This is a genomic window from Mycobacterium sp. NGS34 (genome assembly GCF_059812845.1).
The window spans coordinates 241,064-261,748 of the sequence record NZ_JCALDM010000001.1 but is presented as its reverse complement, the minus strand read 5'-3'; the positions used below and the strand labels follow the sequence as shown (position 1 = coordinate 261,748).

At 69.3% G+C, this 20,685-nt stretch carries 17 protein-coding genes; 9 read left to right on the top strand and 8 right to left on the bottom strand.

Annotated elements, in window-relative coordinates:
- The first annotated feature begins 22 nt into the window (after window positions 1–22).
- From AC5Y7V_RS01295 to AC5Y7V_RS01275, 5 genes are all read left to right on the top strand, one after another.
- Window positions 23–595 carry a Jag family protein gene (locus AC5Y7V_RS01295; RefSeq protein ID WP_499878247.1) on the top strand — a complete coding sequence of 191 codons (573 nt, stop codon included), beginning with the start codon at window positions 23–25 and terminating at the stop codon, window positions 593–595.
- Between the two features lie 131 nt (window positions 596–726).
- On the top strand, window positions 727–1,392 hold the full coding sequence (gene rsmG, locus AC5Y7V_RS01290; protein ID WP_499878889.1) for a 16S rRNA (guanine(527)-N(7))-methyltransferase RsmG: 666 nt from the start codon (window positions 727–729) through the stop codon (window positions 1,390–1,392).
- Window positions 1,287–2,369, top strand: coding sequence for a ParA family protein (locus AC5Y7V_RS01285; protein WP_499878246.1), 1,083 nt, complete (start codon window positions 1,287–1,289; stop codon window positions 2,367–2,369). The genes rsmG and AC5Y7V_RS01285 overlap by 106 nt, the downstream gene beginning before the upstream one ends.
- Window positions 2,370–2,392: 23 nt before the next feature.
- Window positions 2,393–3,376: a ParB/RepB/Spo0J family partition protein gene (locus AC5Y7V_RS01280; RefSeq protein WP_499878245.1), complete on the top strand. Its 984-nt coding sequence runs from the start codon at window positions 2,393–2,395 to the stop codon at window positions 3,374–3,376.
- A 275-nt stretch (window positions 3,377–3,651) separates the two neighbouring features.
- Window positions 3,652–4,410: an acetyltransferase gene (locus AC5Y7V_RS01275; RefSeq protein ID WP_499878244.1), complete on the top strand. Its 759-nt coding sequence runs from the start codon at window positions 3,652–3,654 to the stop codon at window positions 4,408–4,410.
- Here the strand turns inward: AC5Y7V_RS01275 and AC5Y7V_RS01270 are convergent.
- From AC5Y7V_RS01270 to AC5Y7V_RS01235, 8 genes are all read right to left on the bottom strand, one after another.
- On the bottom strand, window positions 4,407–5,627 hold the full coding sequence (locus AC5Y7V_RS01270) for an N-acetylmuramoyl-L-alanine amidase (RefSeq protein WP_499878243.1): 1,221 nt from the start codon (window positions 5,625–5,627) through the stop codon (window positions 4,407–4,409). The two genes, AC5Y7V_RS01275 and AC5Y7V_RS01270, sit on opposite strands and share 4 nt — an antisense overlap.
- 132 nt (window positions 5,628–5,759) lie before the next feature.
- Entirely contained in the window at window positions 5,760–6,113 is a 354-nt protein-coding gene (trxA, locus tag AC5Y7V_RS01265; RefSeq protein WP_499878242.1) for a thioredoxin, read from the bottom strand.
- Complete coding sequence (trxB, locus tag AC5Y7V_RS01260; protein ID WP_499878241.1) at window positions 6,110–7,117, bottom strand: thioredoxin-disulfide reductase; 1,008 nt, start codon at window positions 7,115–7,117, stop codon at window positions 6,110–6,112. Before trxB ends, trxA begins: the two co-directional genes overlap by 4 nt.
- Before the next feature lie 77 nt (window positions 7,118–7,194).
- Complete coding sequence (locus tag AC5Y7V_RS01255; protein WP_499878240.1) at window positions 7,195–7,938, bottom strand: RsmA family anti-sigma factor; 744 nt, start codon at window positions 7,936–7,938, stop codon at window positions 7,195–7,197.
- 15 nt (window positions 7,939–7,953) lie between these two features.
- Entirely contained in the window at window positions 7,954–8,559 is a 606-nt protein-coding gene (sigM, locus tag AC5Y7V_RS01250) for an RNA polymerase sigma factor SigM (RefSeq protein ID WP_499878239.1), read from the bottom strand.
- Between the two features lie 64 nt (window positions 8,560–8,623).
- Window positions 8,624–12,244: a murein biosynthesis integral membrane protein MurJ gene (locus tag AC5Y7V_RS01245; protein ID WP_499878238.1), complete on the bottom strand. Its 3,621-nt coding sequence runs from the start codon at window positions 12,242–12,244 to the stop codon at window positions 8,624–8,626.
- Entirely contained in the window at window positions 12,241–14,628 is a 2,388-nt protein-coding gene (locus AC5Y7V_RS01240; protein ID WP_499878237.1) for a hypothetical protein, read from the bottom strand. The genes AC5Y7V_RS01245 and AC5Y7V_RS01240 overlap by 4 nt, the downstream gene beginning before the upstream one ends.
- Window positions 14,625–15,359: an NUDIX hydrolase gene (locus AC5Y7V_RS01235; protein ID WP_499878236.1), complete on the bottom strand. Its 735-nt coding sequence runs from the start codon at window positions 15,357–15,359 to the stop codon at window positions 14,625–14,627. Before AC5Y7V_RS01235 ends, AC5Y7V_RS01240 begins: the two co-directional genes overlap by 4 nt.
- A gap of 108 nt (window positions 15,360–15,467) precedes the next feature.
- Here AC5Y7V_RS01235 and AC5Y7V_RS01230 point away from each other — a divergent pair, with 108 nt between their 5' ends.
- The 4 genes from AC5Y7V_RS01230 to AC5Y7V_RS01215 all read left to right on the top strand — a co-directional run bounded on the left by AC5Y7V_RS01230 (window position 15,468) and on the right by AC5Y7V_RS01215 (window position 19,657).
- Window positions 15,468–16,904 carry a CCA tRNA nucleotidyltransferase gene (locus AC5Y7V_RS01230; RefSeq protein ID WP_499878235.1) on the top strand — a complete coding sequence of 479 codons (1,437 nt, stop codon included), beginning with the start codon at window positions 15,468–15,470 and terminating at the stop codon, window positions 16,902–16,904.
- A gap of 24 nt (window positions 16,905–16,928) precedes the next feature.
- Window positions 16,929–17,438 carry a pullulanase gene (locus tag AC5Y7V_RS01225; protein WP_499878234.1) on the top strand — a complete coding sequence of 170 codons (510 nt, stop codon included), beginning with the start codon at window positions 16,929–16,931 and terminating at the stop codon, window positions 17,436–17,438.
- Between the two features lie 72 nt (window positions 17,439–17,510).
- On the top strand, window positions 17,511–17,840 hold the full coding sequence (locus tag AC5Y7V_RS01220) for a DUF2563 family protein (RefSeq protein WP_499878233.1): 330 nt from the start codon (window positions 17,511–17,513) through the stop codon (window positions 17,838–17,840).
- The gene (locus tag AC5Y7V_RS01215; RefSeq protein ID WP_499878232.1) at window positions 17,807–19,657 is read left to right on the top strand and encodes a putative alpha/beta hydrolase; all 1,851 of its coding nucleotides are present in this window, start codon (window positions 17,807–17,809) and stop codon (window positions 19,655–19,657) included. Before AC5Y7V_RS01220 ends, AC5Y7V_RS01215 begins: the two co-directional genes overlap by 34 nt.
- Window positions 19,658–20,685: the final 1,028 nt, after the last annotated feature.

Here is a 20,685-nt window from a genome sequence, read left to right as displayed (position 1 = left end):
CGTATGAGGGAGAGGGAACGACATGACAGACGCCGACACCACCGAGCGCGACGTGGACACGGAACTCGATGTGAAAGCTCCTTCCGCCGACGAGGCGGCGGAGGATCGCGGTTCCGACCAAGGCGACGACCAGGAGGAGCGGTTGGTCGCCGAGGGTGAGATCGCCGGTGACTACCTCGAAGAGCTGTTGGACCTGTTGGACTTCGACGGCGACATCGATCTGGACGTCGAGGGCGACCGCGCGGTGGTGAGCATCGACGGCAGCGACGACCTGAACAAGTTGGTCGGCCGCGGCGGCGAGGTGCTCGACGCCCTGCAGGAGCTCACCCGGCTCGCGGTGCACCAGAAGACCGGTGTGCGCAGCCGGCTGATGCTTGACATCGCGAGCTGGCGGCGCCGGCGCCGGGAGGAATTGGCCGCGCTGGGCGACAAGGTGGCGCGGCGCGTGCTGAACACCGGCGAACGCGAGGAGCTTTCCCCGATGACGCCGTTCGAGCGCAAGATCGTCCACGACGCCGTGGCCGCGGTGCCTGGGGTGCACAGCGAGAGCGAGGGCCAGGAGCCGTCGCGCCGCGTTGTCGTCCTGCTCGACTGACGCACGAGTCACAGCTGTGTAATTCACGGACGCTCCCGGCGGGCCGCAGAGGATCGAGGATGTTTCACGTGAAACAAGACCGCGAAACGTTTCACGTGAAACATGCCCGCGGCGCCGAGGCCGTCGGGTCGATGATCGATGCCGCGTCCGCCGTCTTCGGCCACCGGATGGATCTGGCGCGGCGCTACGCCGAGCTGCTCGCTGGCCCCGGCGTGGAGCGCGGACTCCTCGGACCCCGGGAGGTTGGCCGGCTCTGGGACCGCCACCTACTAAATAGTGCGGCGGTCGGGGAGCTTCTCGATCCGGGTGAGCGGGTCATCGATATCGGCAGCGGGGCCGGGCTGCCGGGGATACCGCTGGCGATCGCGCGGCCCGATCTCGAGGTCGTCCTGCTCGAGCCGATGCTGCGCCGCAGTGAGTTTCTCATCCAGGCCGTTGCCGAACTAGGGTTGGCGGTCGAGGTGGTGCGTGGCCGTGCGGAGGACCCCTGGGTGCGCGATCGATTCGGCTCTCGGGACGCCGCCGTGTCGCGCGCGGTTGCGGCGCTGGACAAGTTGGCGAAGTGGAGCATGCCGTTGCTGCGGCAGGACGGGCGGATGGTCGCGATCAAAGGGGAGCGCGCTCCCGAGGAAGTGGAAGCGCACCGGCGTGTGATGGCTGAATCGGGTGCCGTTGATGTCAGGGTGGTGACATGTGGCGTGAACTACTTGTGTCCGCCCGCAACCGTGGTCTTAGCGCGACGAGGAAGGCCTTCGCGCCAGAAGCCGGCACGGCCGGCAGACAGGGGGGCACGGTGAGTTCTCCACCCGATTGGTCCGGCGGGCCCCCGCCACCCCCGCCCGTCGCGCAGGCGCAGCCCGCGGCGCCCGTCGTTGCGGGAGAGGCCGCTCCCGCCGATGTTTCACGTGAAACGTCCACCGAATACGACACCCCCATCGGCGCCGCCGCCGAGCGCGCCATGCGGGTGCTCCACACGACCTACGCGCCGCTGCGCCGCCCGACCCATCGGCGGGTGTTCACCGTCGCCAACCAGAAGGGCGGCGTCGGCAAGACGACCACCGCCGTCAACCTCGCCGCCGCGCTGGCCGTGCAAGGCCTCAAGACTCTCGTCATCGACCTCGACCCCCAGGGCAACGCGAGCACCGCGCTGGGCATCCATGACCGTCAGGCGGGCACCCCGTCCTCGTACGAGGTCCTCATCGGCGAGGTGGCGCTGCGCGACGCGCTACGGCCGAGCCCGCACAGCCCGCGGCTGTTCTGTGTGCCGGCGACGATCGATCTGGCCGGTGCCGAGATCGAATTGGTGAGCATGGTGGCGCGCGAGAACCGGCTCCGCACCGCGCTGGCCGAGCTCGACCAGTTCGACTTCGACTACGTCTTCATCGACTGCCCGCCCTCGCTCGGCCTGCTGACGATCAACGCGCTCGTGGCCGCGCCCGAGGTGATGATTCCGATCCAGTGCGAGTACTACGCACTGGAGGGCGTGTCACAGCTGATGCGCAACATCGAGATGGTCAAAGCCCACCTCAATCCCCGGCTCGAGGTGACCACCGTGATCCTGACGATGTACGACGGGCGGACCAAGCTGGCCGACCAGGTGGCCGACGAGGTCCGCCGGTTCTTCGGAGACAAGGTGTTACGCACCGTGATTCCGCGCAGCGTCAAGGTTTCCGAGGCGCCCGGCTACAGCATGACGATCATCGACTACGACCCCGGCTCCCGCGGGGCGATGAGCTACCTCGATGCGAGCCGCGAACTCGCCGAGCGCGACTGACCACCATCCGTGAAGGGACGACCATGACGCAGCCGTTACGCAAGAAGGGCGGCCTCGGCCGCGGCCTGGCTTCGCTGATCCCCACCGGCCCGGCGGAAGGCGACTCGGGGCCGGCGACGCTGGGTCCCCGGATGGGGGATGCGGCGGCCGACGTGCTGATCGGCGGACCGGCGCAGGACGCCGCCTCGGTGGGTGCCGTCTATCGCGAGATCGCGCCGGGAGACATCGAGCGCAACCCGCGCCAGCCCCGGCAGGTGTTCGACGAGGAGGCGTTGTCGGAGCTGGTCCACTCCATCCGCGAGTTCGGGCTGCTGCAGCCCATCGTGGTCCGCGCGGTGACCGGGGCGCCGGGCGGCGCGCGGTACCAGATCGTGATGGGGGAGCGGCGCTGGCGCGCCGCCCAGGAGGCGGGGCTGGCCACCATCCCCGCGATTGTGCGTGAGACCGGCGACGACAACCTGCTGCGCGACGCCCTGCTCGAGAACATCCACCGGGTACAGCTGAACCCCCTGGAGGAGGCGGCCGCATACCAGCAGCTGCTCGATGAGTTCGACGTCACCCACGACGAGCTGGCGTCCCGCATCGGTCGGTCGCGGCCCCTGATCACCAACATGATCCGGTTGCTGAAGCTGCCGATTGCGGTGCAGCGGCGGGTCGCCGCGGGCGTCCTGTCCGCAGGCCACGCCCGGGCGCTGCTGGCCCTCGAGGCCGGCCCGGACGCCCAGGAGGAGCTCGCCGGCCGGATCGTCGCCGAAGGTCTGTCGGTGCGGGCCACCGAGGAAGCGGTCACCCTGGCCAACCGTGGCGACGGCGCCACCCCGGCCCCGCAGCGCCGCAAGCCGATTCAGATGCCCGGCCTGCAGGACGTTGCTGACCGGCTGTCCAACACCTTCGACACCCGGGTCACGGTCAGCCTCGGCAAACGCAAGGGGCGGATCGTCGTCGAGTTCGGCTCGGTGGAGGACCTCCAGCGGATCGTGGACGTGATGACCCCTCCCAAGGCATGACCGTCCACACGATGTAATTACGTCACTGTGACACTAGGGCTCTCCGGAGCCCGAAATCGCCGGCCTCGCACGCCCTAACTCAGCGGAGTTGCCATGTGCCTCAAGGTATTTCGCCCGTCGCCGGGCCACCGACCCGACTCGTCGACCGTCATCCAGGGCCGGCGCAAGTGGCGGGGCAAACACTGGTCCGATGCGGTCAAACTCTCCTATCCTGGAGAGGTTGCCGGCGGCCCACAATTGAATGGCCGCGGGCCCGCACGGAAGCCAGGAGGCTAGTGTCCGCTCGAATCACGCCGCTTCGGCTCGAGGCTTTCGAGCAGCTTCCGAAGCACGCGCGCCGCTGCGTCTTCTGGGAGGTCGACCCCGCGACCCTCGGTAACCAGGACCACCTCGCCGACCCCGAATTCGAAAAGGAAGCGTGGTTGTCGATGGTGATGCTGGAGTGGGGTTCGTGCGGACAGGTCGCGACCGCGATCCCCGACGACGAGCGCAGCCACGCCGAGCCGCCGTGCCTGGGATATGTCCTCTACGCGCCTCCCCGGGCGGTGCCGCGGGCGCAACGGTTTCCCACCGCGCCGGTGTCCGCCGATGCCGTGCTGCTGACATCGATGAACATCGAGCCGGGGCAAGCCGCCGACGATCTGCCGCATGGCCTCATCGCCCAAGTCGTCGATGAGATGGTCCGACGCGGTGTTCGCGCGCTGGAAGCGTTCGGTCGCACGCCGGCCGCGTCCGAGTTGCAGGATCCGCGGATGGTGGACCCCGACGTCCGGCCGGTGCTGGAGGCGCTCGGTGACTGCTCGGTGGAGCACTGCATCATCGACGCGGAATTCTTGAAAGACGTGGGATTCGTTGTCGTGGCACCACACAAGTATTTCCCGCGGCTGCGGCTGGAGCTTGACAAGGGACTCGGCTGGAAGGCCGAGGTCGAGGCGGCGCTGGAGCGCCTGCTGGCAAACGCCCAACTGGAAGAACCCGTGGGCGCGGGCTCTTCTGTTGCGGGAAATACGTTGCAGATCAACGAGAGCGGTTAGGAGCCGCCCAGCCTCGATGCCCGTTCCACCGACAATTCGTGGGCCAGCAGTTCGGCGAAGGTGAAGGTGCCGGTGGGGCGGTCGTTCTTGCCGAGCAGGTACAGCCGCTTCACCGCGGCGAGGATGCCCTCGGCGATGGCGTCGCGGGTCTGTGTGGAGATCAGCATCTCGCGGTCGCGCGTGTTGGTGATGTAGCCGACGTCGACCTGAACGGTGGGCATCCGGGTCAGCCGCAACAGATCCCACGTCCGGCCGTGTGTGCGGCAATCCCGTAAACCGGTGCGGGCCACCACTTCTCGCTGAATGAAGTCGGCGAGGTTACGTCCGATCGTGGAGACCGAACCGTGCGAATTGCCGAAGTGAAAGGAGGCGACGCCGTTGGCCGACGGGCTGGTCTGCGATTCGCAGCGCAGGCTGATCATGAGGTCGGCGCCGACGTTGTTGGCGGTAGCGGCTCGTTCGGCGTCCGACGGGCTGCGGTTGGTCGGCCGCGACAGAAAGGTCTCCATGCCGATGGCGGTCATCCGGCCCTCGAGCCGACTTGCCAAGTCCCACAGCACGTCTGCTTCGCTGACGGGCCCGGCTGGCCCCTGCATGAGGGCGCCGTGGTCCGTGCCGCCGCGGCCCGGATCGATGATGATGCGTTTGCCCGACAGTTTCGGTCCGGAGCGGCGGACCAGCTCTTCCTCGCGGATGGCGTGCGGCGAGCCGCCGCTGACCCGCGAGCTGAGAAAGTACAAGGAGCGCAAGGTTTCCGGGCCGCAGATGCCGTCGGCGGCGAGTCCGTATTCGCGCTGGTAGGACATCAAGGCGTTGTGGGTCTGCAGGCCGAAGTGCCCGTCCACCAGGCCGGTGTAGAAACCGAGGTCCTGGAGCCGTGCCTGCAGGGTCGCGACGTCGTCCCCATAAAGCGGTGCACCGAATTGGTGGTACAGCGTGCGCGCGCCCAACCGGTACGAGGCCTCCTTCAGCGCGCGGTAGGTGGCTTCGCCGACGATGCCGTCCACCAGGAGCCCGCGATTCTGCTGGAACGCACGCACCGCCTGATCGAGCTGGGCATCGAAGACCTCCACGGCCACGTGCCGGCCGGTGGTCAGGTCTTCTTCGGGATTGTCCAGGAGCCCTAGCGCAGCCAGCGTCGCCCGGATTTCGGTTACGGCAGCGCTGCGGTCACCACAGCGCAGCGCCTCGCCGTATTCGCGGCGCGGACTCGACATACCAAAGGCCCTCCGGGACAAATTGACAGGCTGAATTCGGGCAACGGCTAAGCGCTATTGTCGCAGATGCTTCTCAATTTTCGGAAAACCCCAGGCTAAGCGCCGGGCGTGGTGCGACGAACTGGTTGGCCGTCAGGCGAGGTTGGGAACCGCGTCGGAAAGCTCGCGCAGCAACGCCGCCTTGCCCTTGGCGCCGACGATCCGCTTCACCGGTTGGCCGTCCTTGAACAGGATCATGGTGGGGATCGAAACCACCTGGAAATCCCGGGCCGTCTCCGGGTTGGCGTCCACGTCGAGCTTGGCGACCGTGAGCTGCTCGCCGCGCTCGCTCGCGATCTCCTCCAGAACCGGAGCGACCATCTTGCATGGTCCGCACCACGTGGCCCAAAAGTCAACCAGCACAGGCTTATTGCTCGACAACACCTCCGAGGAGAAGGATGCGTCGGAGACTTCTATTGTGGCGCCGGCCTTTTCGGCGTCGGTCATCGTGGTGCTCCAATCAATGTGTCGGTACCCTCAGCGTTTCCGGTTGCGGGCTCGTCTTCGTGTTCGGCCAGCCAGCGTTCGGCGTCGATGGCCGCGGCGCAGCCGCTGCCCGCGGCGGTGATCGCCTGCCGGTAGGTGCGGTCCACCAGGTCGCCGGCCGCGAACACGCCCTCCAGCGAGGTGCTGGTGGTGCGCCCTTGCACAAGGACGTAGCCGTCCGGATCGAGGTCGACGAGATCGCGCACCAGCCCCGAGCGCGGCTCGTGGCCGATCGCCACGAAAACGCCGGTCACCGCAAGGGTGGATTCTTCGCCAGTTACGGTGTCGCGCAACCGCAATCCGGTCACCGTGGTGTCGCCCTCGACCGCGGTCACGGCGGCGTTGGTGACGAACTTGATCTTGTCGTTGTTGCGGGCGCGGTCGAGCATGATCTTCGACGCCCGGAACTCCTCGCGCCGGTGCACCAGCGTGACGCTGCTGGCGAAGCGGGTCAGGAAGATGGCCTCTTCCATCGCCGAGTCGCCGCCGCCGATGACGGCGATGTCTTGGTCGCGGAAGAAGAAGCCGTCACAGGTGGCGCAGGAACTCACCCCGCGTCCCAGCAACTCCTGTTCGCCGGGCACCTGCAGGTAGCGGGCGGCCGCGCCCATGGCCAAGATGACGGCCCGGGCCCGGTGGGTTTCGCCGTCGGAGGTGACGACCGACTTGACGGGTCCGTCCAGCGATACCGATTCGATGTCTTCCATCCGCAGGTCCGCGCCGAACCGCAGCGCCTGCTCACGCATCTCGTCCATCAACTCCGGGCCGGTGATCCCGTTGCGGAAGCCCGGGTAGTTCTCCACCTCGGTGGTCGTCATCAGGGCGCCACCGAACGAGGTGCCCTCGAAAACGAGGGGGGCCAGCTGCGCGCGGGCGGTGTAGAGCGCGGCGGTGTACCCGGCGGGACCCGAGCCGATGACGATGACGTCGTGGACGGTGTCGTGCGCGGTGCTGTCGGCAGTCATTCGGGCCTTTCAGGTGCGGAAGCTACGTCTACGAACGCCAGCGTAGGCGCGGGTGTTCCCGGGAGTTGGGCACCAGACTAGGTCCTGGGTACCTGCGTGTTGGCCAGCAACCCGGTATCGGCGGCGCTGCAATTCAGCGCCACCGCGAAGACCGCCAGGTTGTCGGGCGTGTCGCCGGGCAATACCAGCAGCACGCCGGGGCGGGCGTTGATGTCGACCGGGCGCGCCCCCAGCACTTGCGTGGACGCCGGGTAGCCGAGGCCGGTCAGGCAGGACGCGCGCCGCGCGGGATCGCCGAGCGGGCCGTAGTCCGGGCCGCGGTTGAGCAGGCCGAGGATTTCGGCCTGGGACAGCGGGATCGTCATCGGCGGTGTCGACACCGTGATGTGCTGGGCGGTGGCCGGGGCGCTCGGGGCGGGCTCCGGCGCGCTGATCAGCGCCACCGTGCCGACCCCGACCGCCGCCAGCACCGCGCCCACGCCGGCCAAACCGGCGACCACCCTGGCCGGCCCCAGGTGCGGCCGCGCCCAATGTGCGGCGGCGGTTTGATCGGCCGAGCTCAACGCCGCCGAGATGCGGGCGGTGACCTCCGGGGGCACCTCCGGCGCGGACGCCGGATCGGCGCCGAACGTCGCGACATCGCAGCGCACCTGGTTCAGGGCGCGCAGGACTTTCTCCGCTTCCGGGTCGTCGCGGATCCGCCTGCGCAGGCGGGCCGCGGAATCGTCGTCGAGCAGACCGGCCTGCAGATCGGCCAGGAGCTCGACCGTCAGGGGAGGGTCGGCCGCACCGTCCGGGGTTTCGTCGTCGGTTTCACCCATCCGCCCCAGTGTCCGTCATGCGCAGCCCGCCTGACCGGCGGGGCGCTCGGGCGTGGCGCGGACGTTGAGGTAGCCCAGCAGTTCGGCGAGCCGCACCCGGGCGCGGGAACACCGGCTCTTGACCGTGCCCTCGGCGACGCCCAGCAGCGCGGCGGTGTCGGCGACCGAGTAGCCCTGCATGTCGACGGCCACCACCGCGGCCCGCTGCTCGACGGGAAGGCGCATCAGGGCCCGCTGCACCACGATCGCCGTCTCCACCTGCGCGGTGCGATCGGCGACGGGATAGACGTCCTCGAGCGGGGCAGTCGGGTGGGCCTTGGTGCGGCGCAGCCGGTCCAGGCACGCGTTCACCACGATGCGGTGCAGCCAGCTGCCGACCGCGGCGTCATGCCGGAACGATCCCGCGCCGCGGTGCGCCGAGAGCATCGCGTCCTGCAGCGCGTCCTCGGCGTCCTCGCGGGTGCGGGTGGTCAGCCGGGCCAGCCGGTGCAGCTGACGTTGGTGACGGTGGAACAACTCGTCGAAGGCGTAGCGGTCGCCAGCCACATGGGCCGCCAGCAGCTCGGCGTCACTGCGTTCACCCTGGCTCTTACCCCCGAATTCCGCGCCACCGAGACCCACGGCCGGACATTAACCAATCGGTGGTCGCGCGGCACTTCACCAACGCGGGGGCTTGTGAGCGTGCTCAGGCCGCGGCCTGGACCGTCACTTCCGAGAAGCTGGCCTGGCTCTTGCCGTTGGTGGTTCCCAGAGTGGAGATCCACACCAGCACGTTCGATGTCGCAGAGCCGCCCCGGACGGGGATGACGTTGTGCCCGGGCTTGAGCGTGAACGCCGGGGCCAGCACGGTGGTGTCCTCGAGGCGGGACGGCGACGCGGTCGACGCCGAGCGAATCTCCACCTTGGTGCCGCTGCTCGGCGTGTCGATGGTGACCTGACCGACCACGGTGGGGCTGGGCAGCTGCAACATCAGGCCTTCGCCCTGCTTGAACGAGGGGAACGGCACGGCGTCGGTATAGACCTCGGTAGACCAGGCGGTCGAGGGGTCGCCGTCGATCGCCTGCCCGGCCTGGCCGGCATTGTCGGCGTCGCCGTCGGGCGAGTAGACCGTCGCCTTGGTGGGTTTGACGGCGCTGCCGGCGGCCGCGGAGCTGGGAGCCGACGACGCCGACGAGGATGGCCCGTTGAGCCCGAGCTCGTCTCTGTTGAGCCCGCCGCCGACGTTGCCGAAGATCTTGCTCACCACCGACGCCAACACCAGCAGGGCCACCACGATGACGGCGACGGCGGCGCCGACACCGATCAGCACGTTGCGGCGCCTGCGCGCGAAGGTCGCGTACTCGCGACCGGTGGACACCCGGGTGGTGGGAGGCAGCGCCGGCGAATCATCGATGGGACCGAGCACCTCGGTGCGGTCGGCCACCGCCGTCGCCTGCTGCAGCAAGTTCAAAAGTGTTGAGGCGCTGCGTATTCCGCCGTCTTCCTGAACCGCCCGCACCGCGACCGCGGAGACCTGGAAGGGAATGTCGCGGTCGACGGCCATTGGTTCGACGGGGTTGCCCGTGGAGTCACGCTCGGCTGGCGCCAGCCCGCTGCGCACCCCGGATTCCGGCAACGGCCAACGGTTGACCAGCAGCGCATAGAGGGCGGCTCCGATTCCGCGGATGTCCTGTTGCGGATTGCCGTCGGGCATGGTCGCGGGGTAGGCCAGCACGACGTCGCCCTCGATGCTGACCCGCACCCGGCTGGGGTGGTCGATCGACAGGGCGACCCCGGCGCGGTGCGCCGCGTCGGCGGCGGCGGCCAGCGACTGCATCGCGCGGACCGCGCCGATGGGCGACGGCGCGGTGTCGGCCACCTCCTGCAGCGAACCGCCGCGGATCCACTCCGAGACCACCAAGCCGCCGGAGCCGGTGTGCACGACGTCGAGCACGCGGGCGATGCCGGGCTTGTCGATCCGGCTGAGCCGCAGGGTCCGGGACAGGATGTCTTGCAGCACCTCATGGGGCAGGGCTCCGTCGGGATCGACGAAGGTCAGCGCGACCTGACGGTCGAGCTTGGTGTCCAGCGCCTGCCAGAACTGCAGCGGGGGTGCGCCGCCGTGGAAGACCAGCAGCCGATACCGGCCCGCGGCGATGCGGGCGCCCGGGACGAGGTGGACGTCGTCCGCCAAATCCCCGGCCCGTTCGCGGGGCGCGTCGAAGGCGATAGGCCCGCCGGCGTCGTCGGCCGACAGGTCGCCGTTCAGCCGGTCGGACGGGCGCGGCGCCGGCCGTTCGGGCGCCGGGCCGGGCGGAATGTCGGGCTGGAAGTCCTCGGCGCCTGACCCCAAGCCGGATCCAGCGCTCGATGCGCTTTCCACTGGGCGGTCGGTCACCTCCGGTCCTTTCGTTCGGGCGCTGGCTACCCGCTCCGGAGGCCTGCGCCGGATCGGCTCCTGGACCGCATTTACCCCCGGCGGGGACGAATTCCTCTGCTCAGGGTACGTGAAGTGCCCCGGCCGAGACGATCCCCGTGGCCCAGCCGGTTTGCGCGAAGCTACCGGGACGCCCGGGCCGCGGCGCGAAAAGCGGCGCCTGAGCGCGTCGATCGCGGCCTGCGCTTCGGGCACCCGCGCGCTGACCATGACCGCGGCCATGATCGGCAACATGATGACCGCCAGCACCAACAACCGCAGCAGCGAACCGGCGCCGCCGTGCGCAGTCAGCCTGGCGAGCCCGAGCAGCCGGTCGGCCACGTGGGCGACGAGGCCGGCCAGCATCGACGCGACGATCGTCACCAGGATGGTCCGCTGCGCGCCGACGTCGATCAGGTGGCCGCGCTTGGGCAGCAGCGCCCGTCGGAGCAGGTAGTAGCCGACGACGGCGCCGGCCAGGAATCCGACGCCGTTGGCCAGGCCGAGGAATCCGGCCACCAGCTTGGGGTCGTGGGTGAGGTGGGGTGCCAGCACCGAGCCGACGATCTTGACGGCGGTGATGACGAGGATGAGGACGATCGGGGTCCAGGGCTGCTCCCGCGCGTAGAAGACGCGCAGCTGCAGCAGCACCAGCCCGTAGGGGATCAGCGTGAACGCCGACAACGCGATCGCCGCGCCTAGATAGCCGGCGTCGACCTCCCCGAAATTGCCGTAGGCGAACAGCGCGCTGCCGATCGCCGGGCCGCCGACCGTCATGAACGCCACAACCGGGATCAGCGTGATCAGCGTCAGCCGGGTCGCCAGCGACAGGTCGGCGAGCACGGCCCCGGTGTCGTCGGCGGCGGCGTTGCGGCTCAGCCGCGGCATCACCACGGTCAGCACGGTCACGCCGATCATGCCGTACGGCAGCTGCAGCACCAGCCACGTGTAGTTGTAGATCGCGGGACCGGACGCCGCCGCGGTGCTGGCGATCTGGTTGCCGACCACCAGGCCGAGCTGACTGATCACCACGTACAGCACCATCGCCCCGGCCATCGCACCGAACCGCTTGAGGCGCTGGTCGATTCCCCACAGCGGGCGCAGGCTCACCCGCTGGCGTTTCAGCGCAACCAGCAGGACGCCCGTCTGCGCGAACACCCCGAGCGTGGTGCCGATGCCGAGCACCAGCAGCTTGGCGTTGCCCATCCGAACGGGGTCGACGGACAGCTCGCCGGGCACCGCCAGGTACACCCCGAGGGTCGCCAGTGCGACCACGTTGTTGACGACCGGCGCCCACGCCGTCGGCCCAAAAACGTTGCGGGTGTTCAGGATCGCCATGAACACCGACGTCAGCCCGTAGGCCAGCACCTGCGGCAGCAGCAGGTAAGCGAAGGCAGTGGTCAGTGGCTCGTTGACCTGCGGGGCGCGCCCCAGCATCAGCCGCACCAGCAGGGGCGCGGCCACGACCGACAGCGCGGTGGCGACCACCAGCAGCGCCGTCGTCAGCGTGACCAGGCGCCGCACGAACGCCGCCCCGCCGTCGGCGTCGCCTTGCTCGGCGCGGGCCAGCACCGGCACGAATATCGCGGTGAACGTCGCCTCCAGCACCAGCGCCGCGACCAGGTTCGGCAGCTGATTGGCCACCGAGAAGGCACTGGACAGCGCCGCACCCAGGATGGCGGACAGCACGACGATGCGCGCAAAGCCGGTGAGGCGGCTGATCAGCGTCGCGAACGCCATCGCCCACGACCGCGAGACCACCGCGGCGTCGGACAGCTCGGGTCGGCGACGAGCCAGCTCCGGCACCGGCGGTAGGGGACCGGTCGGCGGACCGGGGCGGGCGTGGCGTGGCGGCGCCGGCAGGCGCTGTGGGGGCGGCTGTGGGTGCGTCCGCCGGGAGGCGGGGTTCATACGCGGTGCTGGTGCTCGGCCCGATCGTCGATCTCGTCGTGCAGGTCGGCGGATCTGGGGTGCGGAGGGTCGGGGCGGTCCAGGTCGGCGCGGTCGGGCTGGCCGCGGAACCGGTGCCACAGCCGGCGACCGGCCAGCAGCACCAGCACAGCCGCGGCGCTGAGCGTGATCGCGAACAGCACCTTGCCGTAGGCGTTGGAATGCACCGACAGCCGCACCGGCTCGCCGAGCCGCATGCCGTCGGGGGTCCGCAGCGACACATCGACCGCGACGCGCTGGGTGAAGTTCACCTCGATCGGCACCCGCAGCGGCAGGTAGCCCGGCGGCAATTCGATCTGGCCGACGTCGGTGACCCTCATCCCGGGCGGCGCGTCGACCTGCAGCCGCACCCGGATGGGAACGGCGAGGCCGTTGTGCAGCGCCAGCGGCAACGGGCTGTGCTCGGTGGCCAGGGTGTAGGAGCCGCCGGGGTTGACGATCGTGACCGCGCCGAACAGGTCGTTGATCGTTGTGCCGACCACCGCCAGGCGCTGCTGGGCGAGCCCGTTGCGGGTGTCCGGGGGTACGGATTGGCTCAGCGCGCGCAGCATGTCCTCGCGCAGCGGCGCGGTGTACTGGCCGCCGGTCAGGCCGGTGCGCTCGTCGGTGCTCAGCGCGGAGGTCAGGCCCCACACCCGGCCGACCTGGGCGGCGATGTTGGCGGTGACGTCGTCGCTGAACCGGCCACGGGCGGAGCCGTCGTTGGCCACCGGCTCCGACGGCTCGGTGCGGGCGGCGGCCTCGGAGATCACCGCGGGCAGCGGCCGCGGCACCGCCAAACCGGACCGGATGCTGGTGGCCAGCGCGGTCAGGATGACCTGCGCGTCGTCGGCCTGCAGGTTCCACGTCGCCGGCGGCACCAACAGCTGGGTGCGGGGCGCCGCGTCGCGCTGCAACGCGTGCCAGAAGATCGAGCCCAGCGCGTCCTGGCGTCGGGCGGTGTTCGAGTCGTGCGAGAGGCGGACCGTCAACGAGGGATCCAGGTAGGTGGGAGCGATGGGGTTGTTGCCCGCGCCGGCGAGCGCGGCCCCGACGGCCGGGTCGAACGGCGCGACCACCACCTGGGGGGACAGCCGCCGGGGAGCCGTGTCGACGCTGGCCGGGTTGTCGTTGGCCGAGTCCTGGGCGGACAGGTCGCCGGCGGCGATCGCGACGGTGCTGTCGTTGGCGCTGAGCAGGCTGACGGTCCGGCCGGTCAGCGGGCCGTCGGGCAGCAGCGTGACCCCTCGGGTGGACGGCACGTCGAGGATGCGGTCGACGATGCCGCCGACGCTGTTGGTGGCGGCGGCGCTCAGCCCCGGGTCGTTGACCCGTTGCAGGGCGTCGAGGTCGGCCTGGGCGTAGGGCAGCGGCGCCACGCAGGTGCGGTGGGAAAGGGCGCGCAGCCGGTTCAGCCATTCGGTCGCGGCGGTCTGGCCGGTGCCCGGATGCGTCGGGGTGCCCGGCATCTGGGCGGGCCCGTCGGGCGAGTTGGACACCACGTAGCCGGCGGTCATCGCGTTCACGGTGACCAGCAGGTCGGGGTCGACGGCCAGGCACAGCGCGTGGCTGACGGCTCCGTCCGGGTCGACGTCGTGGCTGGTGGCGACCTCGGCGGCGGACAGCAGAACGTCGAGGCGCCCGCCGGTGGCCAGTGACGTGGCCAGGTCGTCGTCGACCAACCGGACCGGAATGGTGCCGCCGGGTACGCCGGGGGACAGCCGCGGCCGGTCGGCGAGCGGCCACAGCATGGTGATCCACACCGGCTTTGAGGTGTCGGGCGCGACGGCGGAATTCACATCGTCGGCCTGGTCCGGCGGCACGCCGACCACGGGCAGCAGGAACCGCGCGTTGTCGAGGCGGGCCGGGGCGCCGTAGTCGGGGGTCCCGTTGACATTGACCAGGACGGGGTAGATGCCGGGCTTATCCATCCCCAGGGACGGCTTGGCCAACGAGCGCAGCGGGGCCGACAGCGTGAAGCCAGCTTCCTGGCCGCGCTGCAGTTCGGAGGCCACCGTGAGGAAGTCCGCGGCCGGTTGGTACTGGTCGGTGCTGCCGTCCAGGGAGGTCCGCAGCGCCGCGGAGTCGTTGACGCCCGGCGCGTGCTCGAGCCGGACCATGACGTCGCGGACCGGTCGGTCACCGATGTTGGTCACCATGCCGCTGACGGTGACGACGGCTGGGCTGGTGGTGGTGACCACGTCGGGGGTCACCTGGTCGATGCGGACCCGGACGAACGGCGTCTCCCCCGGCTCGCCCGCGGAAGCGCGCGGGGCGGGCCCGGCGAGCACCGCAAAACCGGCCACGATGCCAATCACTACGGCGAGGCGCACGAAGCCGGCCCAACAGAGTCGGGGAGCCGTCACGGCCCCGGCCCGTGACCGTTCTTCCGGCCCGCCACGGGCTTGTCGGAATGCCGGGTCCGCGAATGCGTCTGTGGGCGGCGCCGCGGCGAGCTCGGCGGCAGCGGTGGCAGCGCGGCCGGGCCGTCGCTCTGCAGCTTGTCGATCAGCTCGTCGGCGACCTGGGCCAGGCGCCGCTCGTCGGCATAGGCCAGCCGCGACGGCAACTCGCCGATCGGCACCCACGCCACCTCGGCGACCTCGAGGTCCTCGTCGGACAGCTCGCCGCCGGAGAAGCGCATCAAATAGTGGTGCACGGTCTTGTGCACCCGGCGGCCGTCGGTGACGAACCAGTAGTCGATGCGTCCCAGCGCCGCGAGCACGCTGCCGCGAATACCCGTTTCCTCGGCGACCTCACGAATCGCGGTCTGCTCCGCGGTCTCGCCCATCTCTATATGTCCCTTGGGCAGCGACCACAACATCCGTCCGCGCCGATCGACGCGTCCGATCAGCGCCGCAACCTGCTCGTCGCGCGGCCCGTCGAGGCCGTCGATAACCAGCCCGCCGGCGGAGGTCTCGTGCACCGTCCGCAGCCGATCGGGCACGCGGCGAGACGGGCGGGGCCGGCGCGGTTTGGCCGCCGTCGCGTCGCCGTTCGTCTGGGGATCCGTGGGGGTTTCGGCCGCGGCAGCCGCGCCACGACGCCGACGCCGCCCCCGGCGTCGACGTGGTCTGGCTTGTTCGGCGTCCGACACCCAAGCGATAGTAGCTGGCGGGGGTCTTTGTTCCCGAGATACTCGCCGCTAGTTGCCGCCCGGGCGCGGGTCAGTGTCAGCCACGTCACCCGACTACGCTGATCGAACGTGCCTGACGCCGATGCCGACCTGTTGACCGCCGCCGCGGTCGCGCTTAATAGGCACGCCCCGGTGCTCGGTGAGCTGGGCGCGCTCTTCGACGGCGCGGGCCACGAGCTGTACCTGGTCGGCGGTTCGGTGCGGGACGCGTTGCTGGGCAGGCTCAGTCCCGACTTGGATTTCACCACCGACGCCCGCCCCGAGCAGGTCCAGGAATTGGTGGGGCGCTGGGCCGACGCGGTATGGGACACCGGCATCCAGTTCGGCACCGTCGGCGTCGGCAAGGGCGACTATCGCCTGGAGATCACCACGTTCCGGGCCGACGCCTACGACCAGGTGTCGCGCAAACCCGAGGTGCGCTTCGGCGATCGCCTCGAGGACGATCTGGTGCGCCGCGATTTCACCGCCAACGCGATGGCGGTGCGGGTGACGCCGACCGGGCCGGGCGAATTCCTCGACCCGCTGGGCGGTTTGGCGGCGCTGCGCGAGCGAATGCTGGACACCCCGGCCGCACCCTCGGTGTCGTTTGGCGACGACCCGTTGCGGATGCTGCGCGCAGCGCGGTTCGTCTCGCAGCTCGGTTTCACCGTCGCGCCGCGGGTGCGCGAGGCGATCGATGAGATGGCGCCGCAGCTGGGGCGGATCAGCGCCGAGCGGGTGGCGGCCGAGCTGGACAAGATGCTGCTGGGCGACGACCCGGTGGCCGGCATCGACCTGCTGGTGGATACCGGGATGGGCGAGGTGGTCCTGCCCGAGGTCGGCGGCATGCGGATGGCGATCGACGAACACCACCAGCACAAGGACGTCTACCAGCATTCGCTGACCGTGCTGAGGCAGGCGATCGCGCTGGAAGACGAAGGACCGGATCTGGTGCTGCGCTGGGCCGCGCTGCTGCATGACATCGGCAAGCCGGCGACTCGGCGGCACGAGGAAAACGGCGGGGTGAGTTTTCACCACCACGAGGTGGTGGGCGCCAAGATGGCCCGAAAGCGGTTGCGGGCGTTGAAGTACTCCAAGCATATGGTCGACGACGTCTCGCAGCTGGTGTTCCTGCATCTGCGGTTCCACGGCTACGGCGAGGGCAAGTGGACCGATTCGGCGGTGCGCCGCTATGTCACCGACGCGGGGCCGCTGCTCCCGCGGCTGCACAAGCTGGTTCGCGCCGACTGCACGACCCGCAACAAGCGCCGGGCCGCCCGCCTGCAGGCCAGCTACGACAGGCTCGAGGAGCGGATCGCGGAGCTGGCCGCCCAGGAGGATTTGGAGCGGGTGCGCCCCGATTTGGACGGCAACGCGATCATGGAGCTGCTCGGGATCCCGGCCGGCCCGCAAGTCGGCGAGGCGTGGCGGTATCTGAAGGAGTTGCGACTCGAGCGCGGGCCGCTCACCACCGAGGAGGCAACCGCCGAGCTGTTGTCCTGGTGGCGGTCGCGCGGGAACGCCTAGCGCCGGCCCAGCGTCCGAGAAGGCATGGACTACTGCATCGGTAATGACGATGGCGCAGCTGCCATTTGGAACGGCCAACCCAACCTCGACCTGGACGGCGACGGCCGGCTCGATGCGATCGGGTTGGATCTCGACGGCGACGGAATGCAGGACGACGCGCTCGCGGATTTCGACGGTGACGGGTTGGCCGACCACGCCGTCCTCGACCTCGACAATGACGGCGCCCCCGAGGCGTATTTCACCGACGACGGGTCGGGGACGTGGGGGGTCGCCGTCGACCGGGGCGGGCAGCTGCGGTGGTTCGGGCTCGACGGCGTCGAGCACACCGGCGGTCCGCTGGTCGACTTCGACGGGCGCGGCCAGGCCGACGACCGATTGCTGGACACCGACGGCGACGGGCTGGCCGACCGGGTGCTGTGCATCGACGAGGGCGGCGTGACCGGGTTCGTCGACTCCGACGGCGACGGCAAGTGGAACGTCAGGCTGACCGATGCCGACGGCGACGGGCTGGCGGACGGGGCCAGCTCCTTATGACTGAATTGACCGGTAATCGGGCGGTTATTAGCTTTGCTTGGAGTTCGTTCGGCCCGGCCGGGAGGGGTGGCGATGTTCGTCGACACTGACTTGCTGCACTCGGGGGCCAACGAGTCGCACCGCGCCGGCGGGCATGCGCAGGAGGGGGCCGATCAGCTGTCGCGGGGCCCGCTGGCGGCCGGGATGTTCGGCGGCTTTTCCGCCGCCGAGGCGTTTCACGAGGCGGTGACCGCCGCGCACGGGCGCCACGTCAAGGACTTGCAGGCCCACCACGACACGCTGACCGGGCTCGGTCACAAGGCGCATTACGCCGCCGACGAGTTCACCAACATGGATGACCGCAACGCCGCCGAAGAGCGGGCGGTGCGATGGACTTCCGATACATCAGCAGCCAGCACCTGATTGCCGCGGCCGGGGGCGACCCCTGGGCGATTGACGACAGCCTGCAGGTCGGGCGCCCGGCTCAGATTTCCGATCTGGCGCAAGCGTTTCACGACGCCGGCCGGTGCACCGCCGAATCCAGCGCCGCTTTCGATGCGGCGCGGCGCCGCTTCGAGGCGTCCTGGAATCGGGTCGCTGCCGGCCACCCGATCGACGACTCGGCCGAAGTGCGGCGCGCGGCGCTGTCGCTCGGCGGCCAGTCCGCGCAGCTGGCCAAGATCGGGGCGGACTTGGAAGGCGTCGCGGCCGCGCTGGCCCAGGCGCAATGCGCTGGCGCAGCGGCGATCTCGACGCTGGAGACTCGACTTCGGCAGGTGGACGATCTCCTGGGCCAGGCGCTGGCTTTGGAGAATGACAGCGGGCTTGGCGCGGGCGACCGAATCGCGTTGGACGCGCTCATTCGCGCGCTGGAGCAGCAGGCCATCGATGACACCGCCGCGGCGTTAGGCCAGCTTCGGATTCAGAGCGACGGCTACGCGGAGTTCTTGTGGCGGTCGTTGACCACGTTGCGGACGGACGGCTACGACCCGGCGGTGCTTCGGTCGGTGGATGCGTCGAACGGTGAAGAGCCGCTGCGCATTCCGTCCATTGGAGCCAGCGCGGAGGAGGTCAACCGGTGGTGGAAGACACTTAATGGTGAACAGCAGAGCCGATTGATCGCCGACCATCCTCCGGAGCTAGGAAATCTCAACGGCGTGCCCGTCGCTGTGCGGAGCCGCGTCAATCGGGCGGTGATGAACGACGACCTCCATCGCGTGGAAGAGCTCGCCGCATTTCGCGGCGCGGGTGCCGAGGACGTGCTGGCCAACCCCGTTCAATACGGGCTGCCGTCCGTCGCAATCAACCGCTACGCCAATGCTTTTCGCACCCGACAAGGCCTGGAGGCGTCACAGGGTAGCGCGGACGTCTACCTGTTGAAATATCAGCCCGACGCCTTCGGCGGTGAGGGGGCTGCGGCGATTGCTATTGGCAATCCCGACACCGCGGCCAACACGGCGGTCTTGGTGAAGGGGGCGGCCACTTCGGTGCGCGAGGGAACGCTGGCGGAGGCTGAGGGTAAGCGTCTGTATCAAGAGTCCGCCCGCGCCGGTCGGGGCAACCGGACGGCGGTCGTGACGTGGGTCGGCTACAACGCGCCGAACAATTGGATCGATCCCGCTCTTCGGGAAGTGGAGATGGCCCGTGGTGGCGCGCAGGTGTTGGCCGCCGATGTGAACGCCTTGGCGGTCACCCACGAAGGTGCACCGACCCATCTCACGGTGGTGGGGCATTCGTACGGATCGACCCTCGTCGCGGACGCAGCGGCGGCGCATGGGATGCGCGCGAACGACGTGGTTCTGGTGGGATCTCCAGGAACGGATCTGGCGCGTTCAGCCGTCGACTTCCATCTGCCACAAGGCGGGCACGTCTACGTCGGCGCGGCGTCGGGCGATGCGGTCACCTGGTCGCCGGCCCGGGTGGCCGGCCCGGGCCTCATCGGGGTGAGCTTCGGAGGGCTGGGCAACGATCCCGCCGTCGACGGCTACGGCTCCACCCGGTTCAAAGCCGAAGTGCCAGGCGCCCCCATGAACCCGTTCTACGACCATCTCCACTACTTCGACGAGGGGTCGGAGTCGCTGTTCAGCATGTCCGATGTGGTTTCCGGCCACGGCGATGCGCTCCAGCGCGACGGCATGACGGCGCGTCACCGCGGCGAGTACGGCCTGGGGCGTTTGGTCGATCCGGAGATGGTGCGTCCCGCGACAACGGGGCGTCGGCATCCCGGACCGGCGGGGTAAATCGAGGTCCAGGGCGGCACTGAGCACGCCAGCTTGAAGTGACATCGAAGCGCATCCGACTAGCCTTGACGAAGTGATGAATCCTCAGCCACCGCCGATGGCGGAGTGGGCGCCACCGCCGGTTCCCGGCAGGCCGGCCTCAAATGGCCTCATGGCTGTCGGCTTGGCCCTAGTTGGTCTCATCGCAGTCGCCGCGCTCGTCGTGGGCATCATCGCGCTAGCCCGACCGACGTCAAGCAGTGGCGGAAAGGCTCCGACGGCCGCGGCCCCGTCGCCGACCTTCACGCCCGATCAGGTTGCGGAAGCTAAGAAGAACTTGTGCGCGGTATACCAAGTCGCTGCGCGGTCAGTAAATGCAGATACCAATGGGACAGATATTGCTGTCGCACGAGTCTCGCTGGCTAATGCCGCAGGCATGCTCGACACAGCAGCAAATAATCCGGCGTTAGGACAGGGAGACCGAGATGCTGCGCGTGCACTTGCGTCCGCATACCACACCTACGTTGCAGTCGCTAGCGTATTCGGTAAAGGGTCGCCAATGATGCAAAACGCATTGGATGAAGCGAACCGGGCAGATACGGCTATGGCGCGGATTTGTCCGTAGAAGCAAACTGCGCGTCGCCGCCTCCAATGCTGGTTCGCGGGAAGCGTGGCAGCCGGGCTTAAAGGAGGGATGCTCGTGGCGGGGGATGTGCCTGCGGGCAAATATTCGCTGCCGCTAATTGGCGCCTGGTGGCCTCAACCGTCAGCGACGCTTAGAGCAGCAGCTGCACATTGGAGAGCACAGCAGCAGGTACAAGAGCAGTATGCGCAGGACCTGCATCGTCAGTGGGCACAACTGGCAGCCCACAATCAGGGGCACACAGTTGACGATCTCGTCTCTCGCTTTCAGCAAGGCGAAAACCACCATCTTGATTTGGCTGAGAAATACCAAGTAAAAAGTGATTCCTTTGAAAGGGGAGCGGATGCAATAGATAGTCTGCGCGAGGGGCTTAGGGGGATAGCGGACGATTATAACCAACGGATTT

Coding starts and splice junctions, on each gene's coding strand:
- AC5Y7V_RS01295 (WP_499878247.1), top strand. CDS start 23: ATGACAGACGCCGACACCACCGAGCGCGACGTGGACACGGAACTCGAT.
- rsmG (WP_499878889.1), top strand. CDS start 727: ATGATCGATGCCGCGTCCGCCGTCTTCGGCCACCGGATGGATCTGGCG.
- AC5Y7V_RS01285 (WP_499878246.1), top strand. CDS start 1,287: ATGTGGCGTGAACTACTTGTGTCCGCCCGCAACCGTGGTCTTAGCGCG.
- AC5Y7V_RS01280 (WP_499878245.1), top strand. CDS start 2,393: ATGACGCAGCCGTTACGCAAGAAGGGCGGCCTCGGCCGCGGCCTGGCT.
- AC5Y7V_RS01270 (WP_499878243.1), bottom strand. CDS start 5,627: ATGTCGAGTCCGCGCCGCGAATACGGCGAGGCGCTGCGCTGTGGTGAC.
- trxA (WP_499878242.1), bottom strand. CDS start 6,113: ATGACCGACGCCGAAAAGGCCGGCGCCACAATAGAAGTCTCCGACGCA.
- trxB (WP_499878241.1), bottom strand. CDS start 7,117: ATGACTGCCGACAGCACCGCGCACGACACCGTCCACGACGTCATCGTC.
- AC5Y7V_RS01255 (WP_499878240.1), bottom strand. CDS start 7,938: ATGGGTGAAACCGACGACGAAACCCCGGACGGTGCGGCCGACCCTCCC.
- AC5Y7V_RS01245 (WP_499878238.1), bottom strand. CDS start 12,244: ATGAACCCCGCCTCCCGGCGGACGCACCCACAGCCGCCCCCACAGCGC.
- AC5Y7V_RS01225 (WP_499878234.1), top strand. CDS start 16,929: ATGGACTACTGCATCGGTAATGACGATGGCGCAGCTGCCATTTGGAAC.
- AC5Y7V_RS01220 (WP_499878233.1), top strand. CDS start 17,511: ATGTTCGTCGACACTGACTTGCTGCACTCGGGGGCCAACGAGTCGCAC.
- AC5Y7V_RS01215 (WP_499878232.1), top strand. CDS start 17,807: ATGGACTTCCGATACATCAGCAGCCAGCACCTGATTGCCGCGGCCGGG.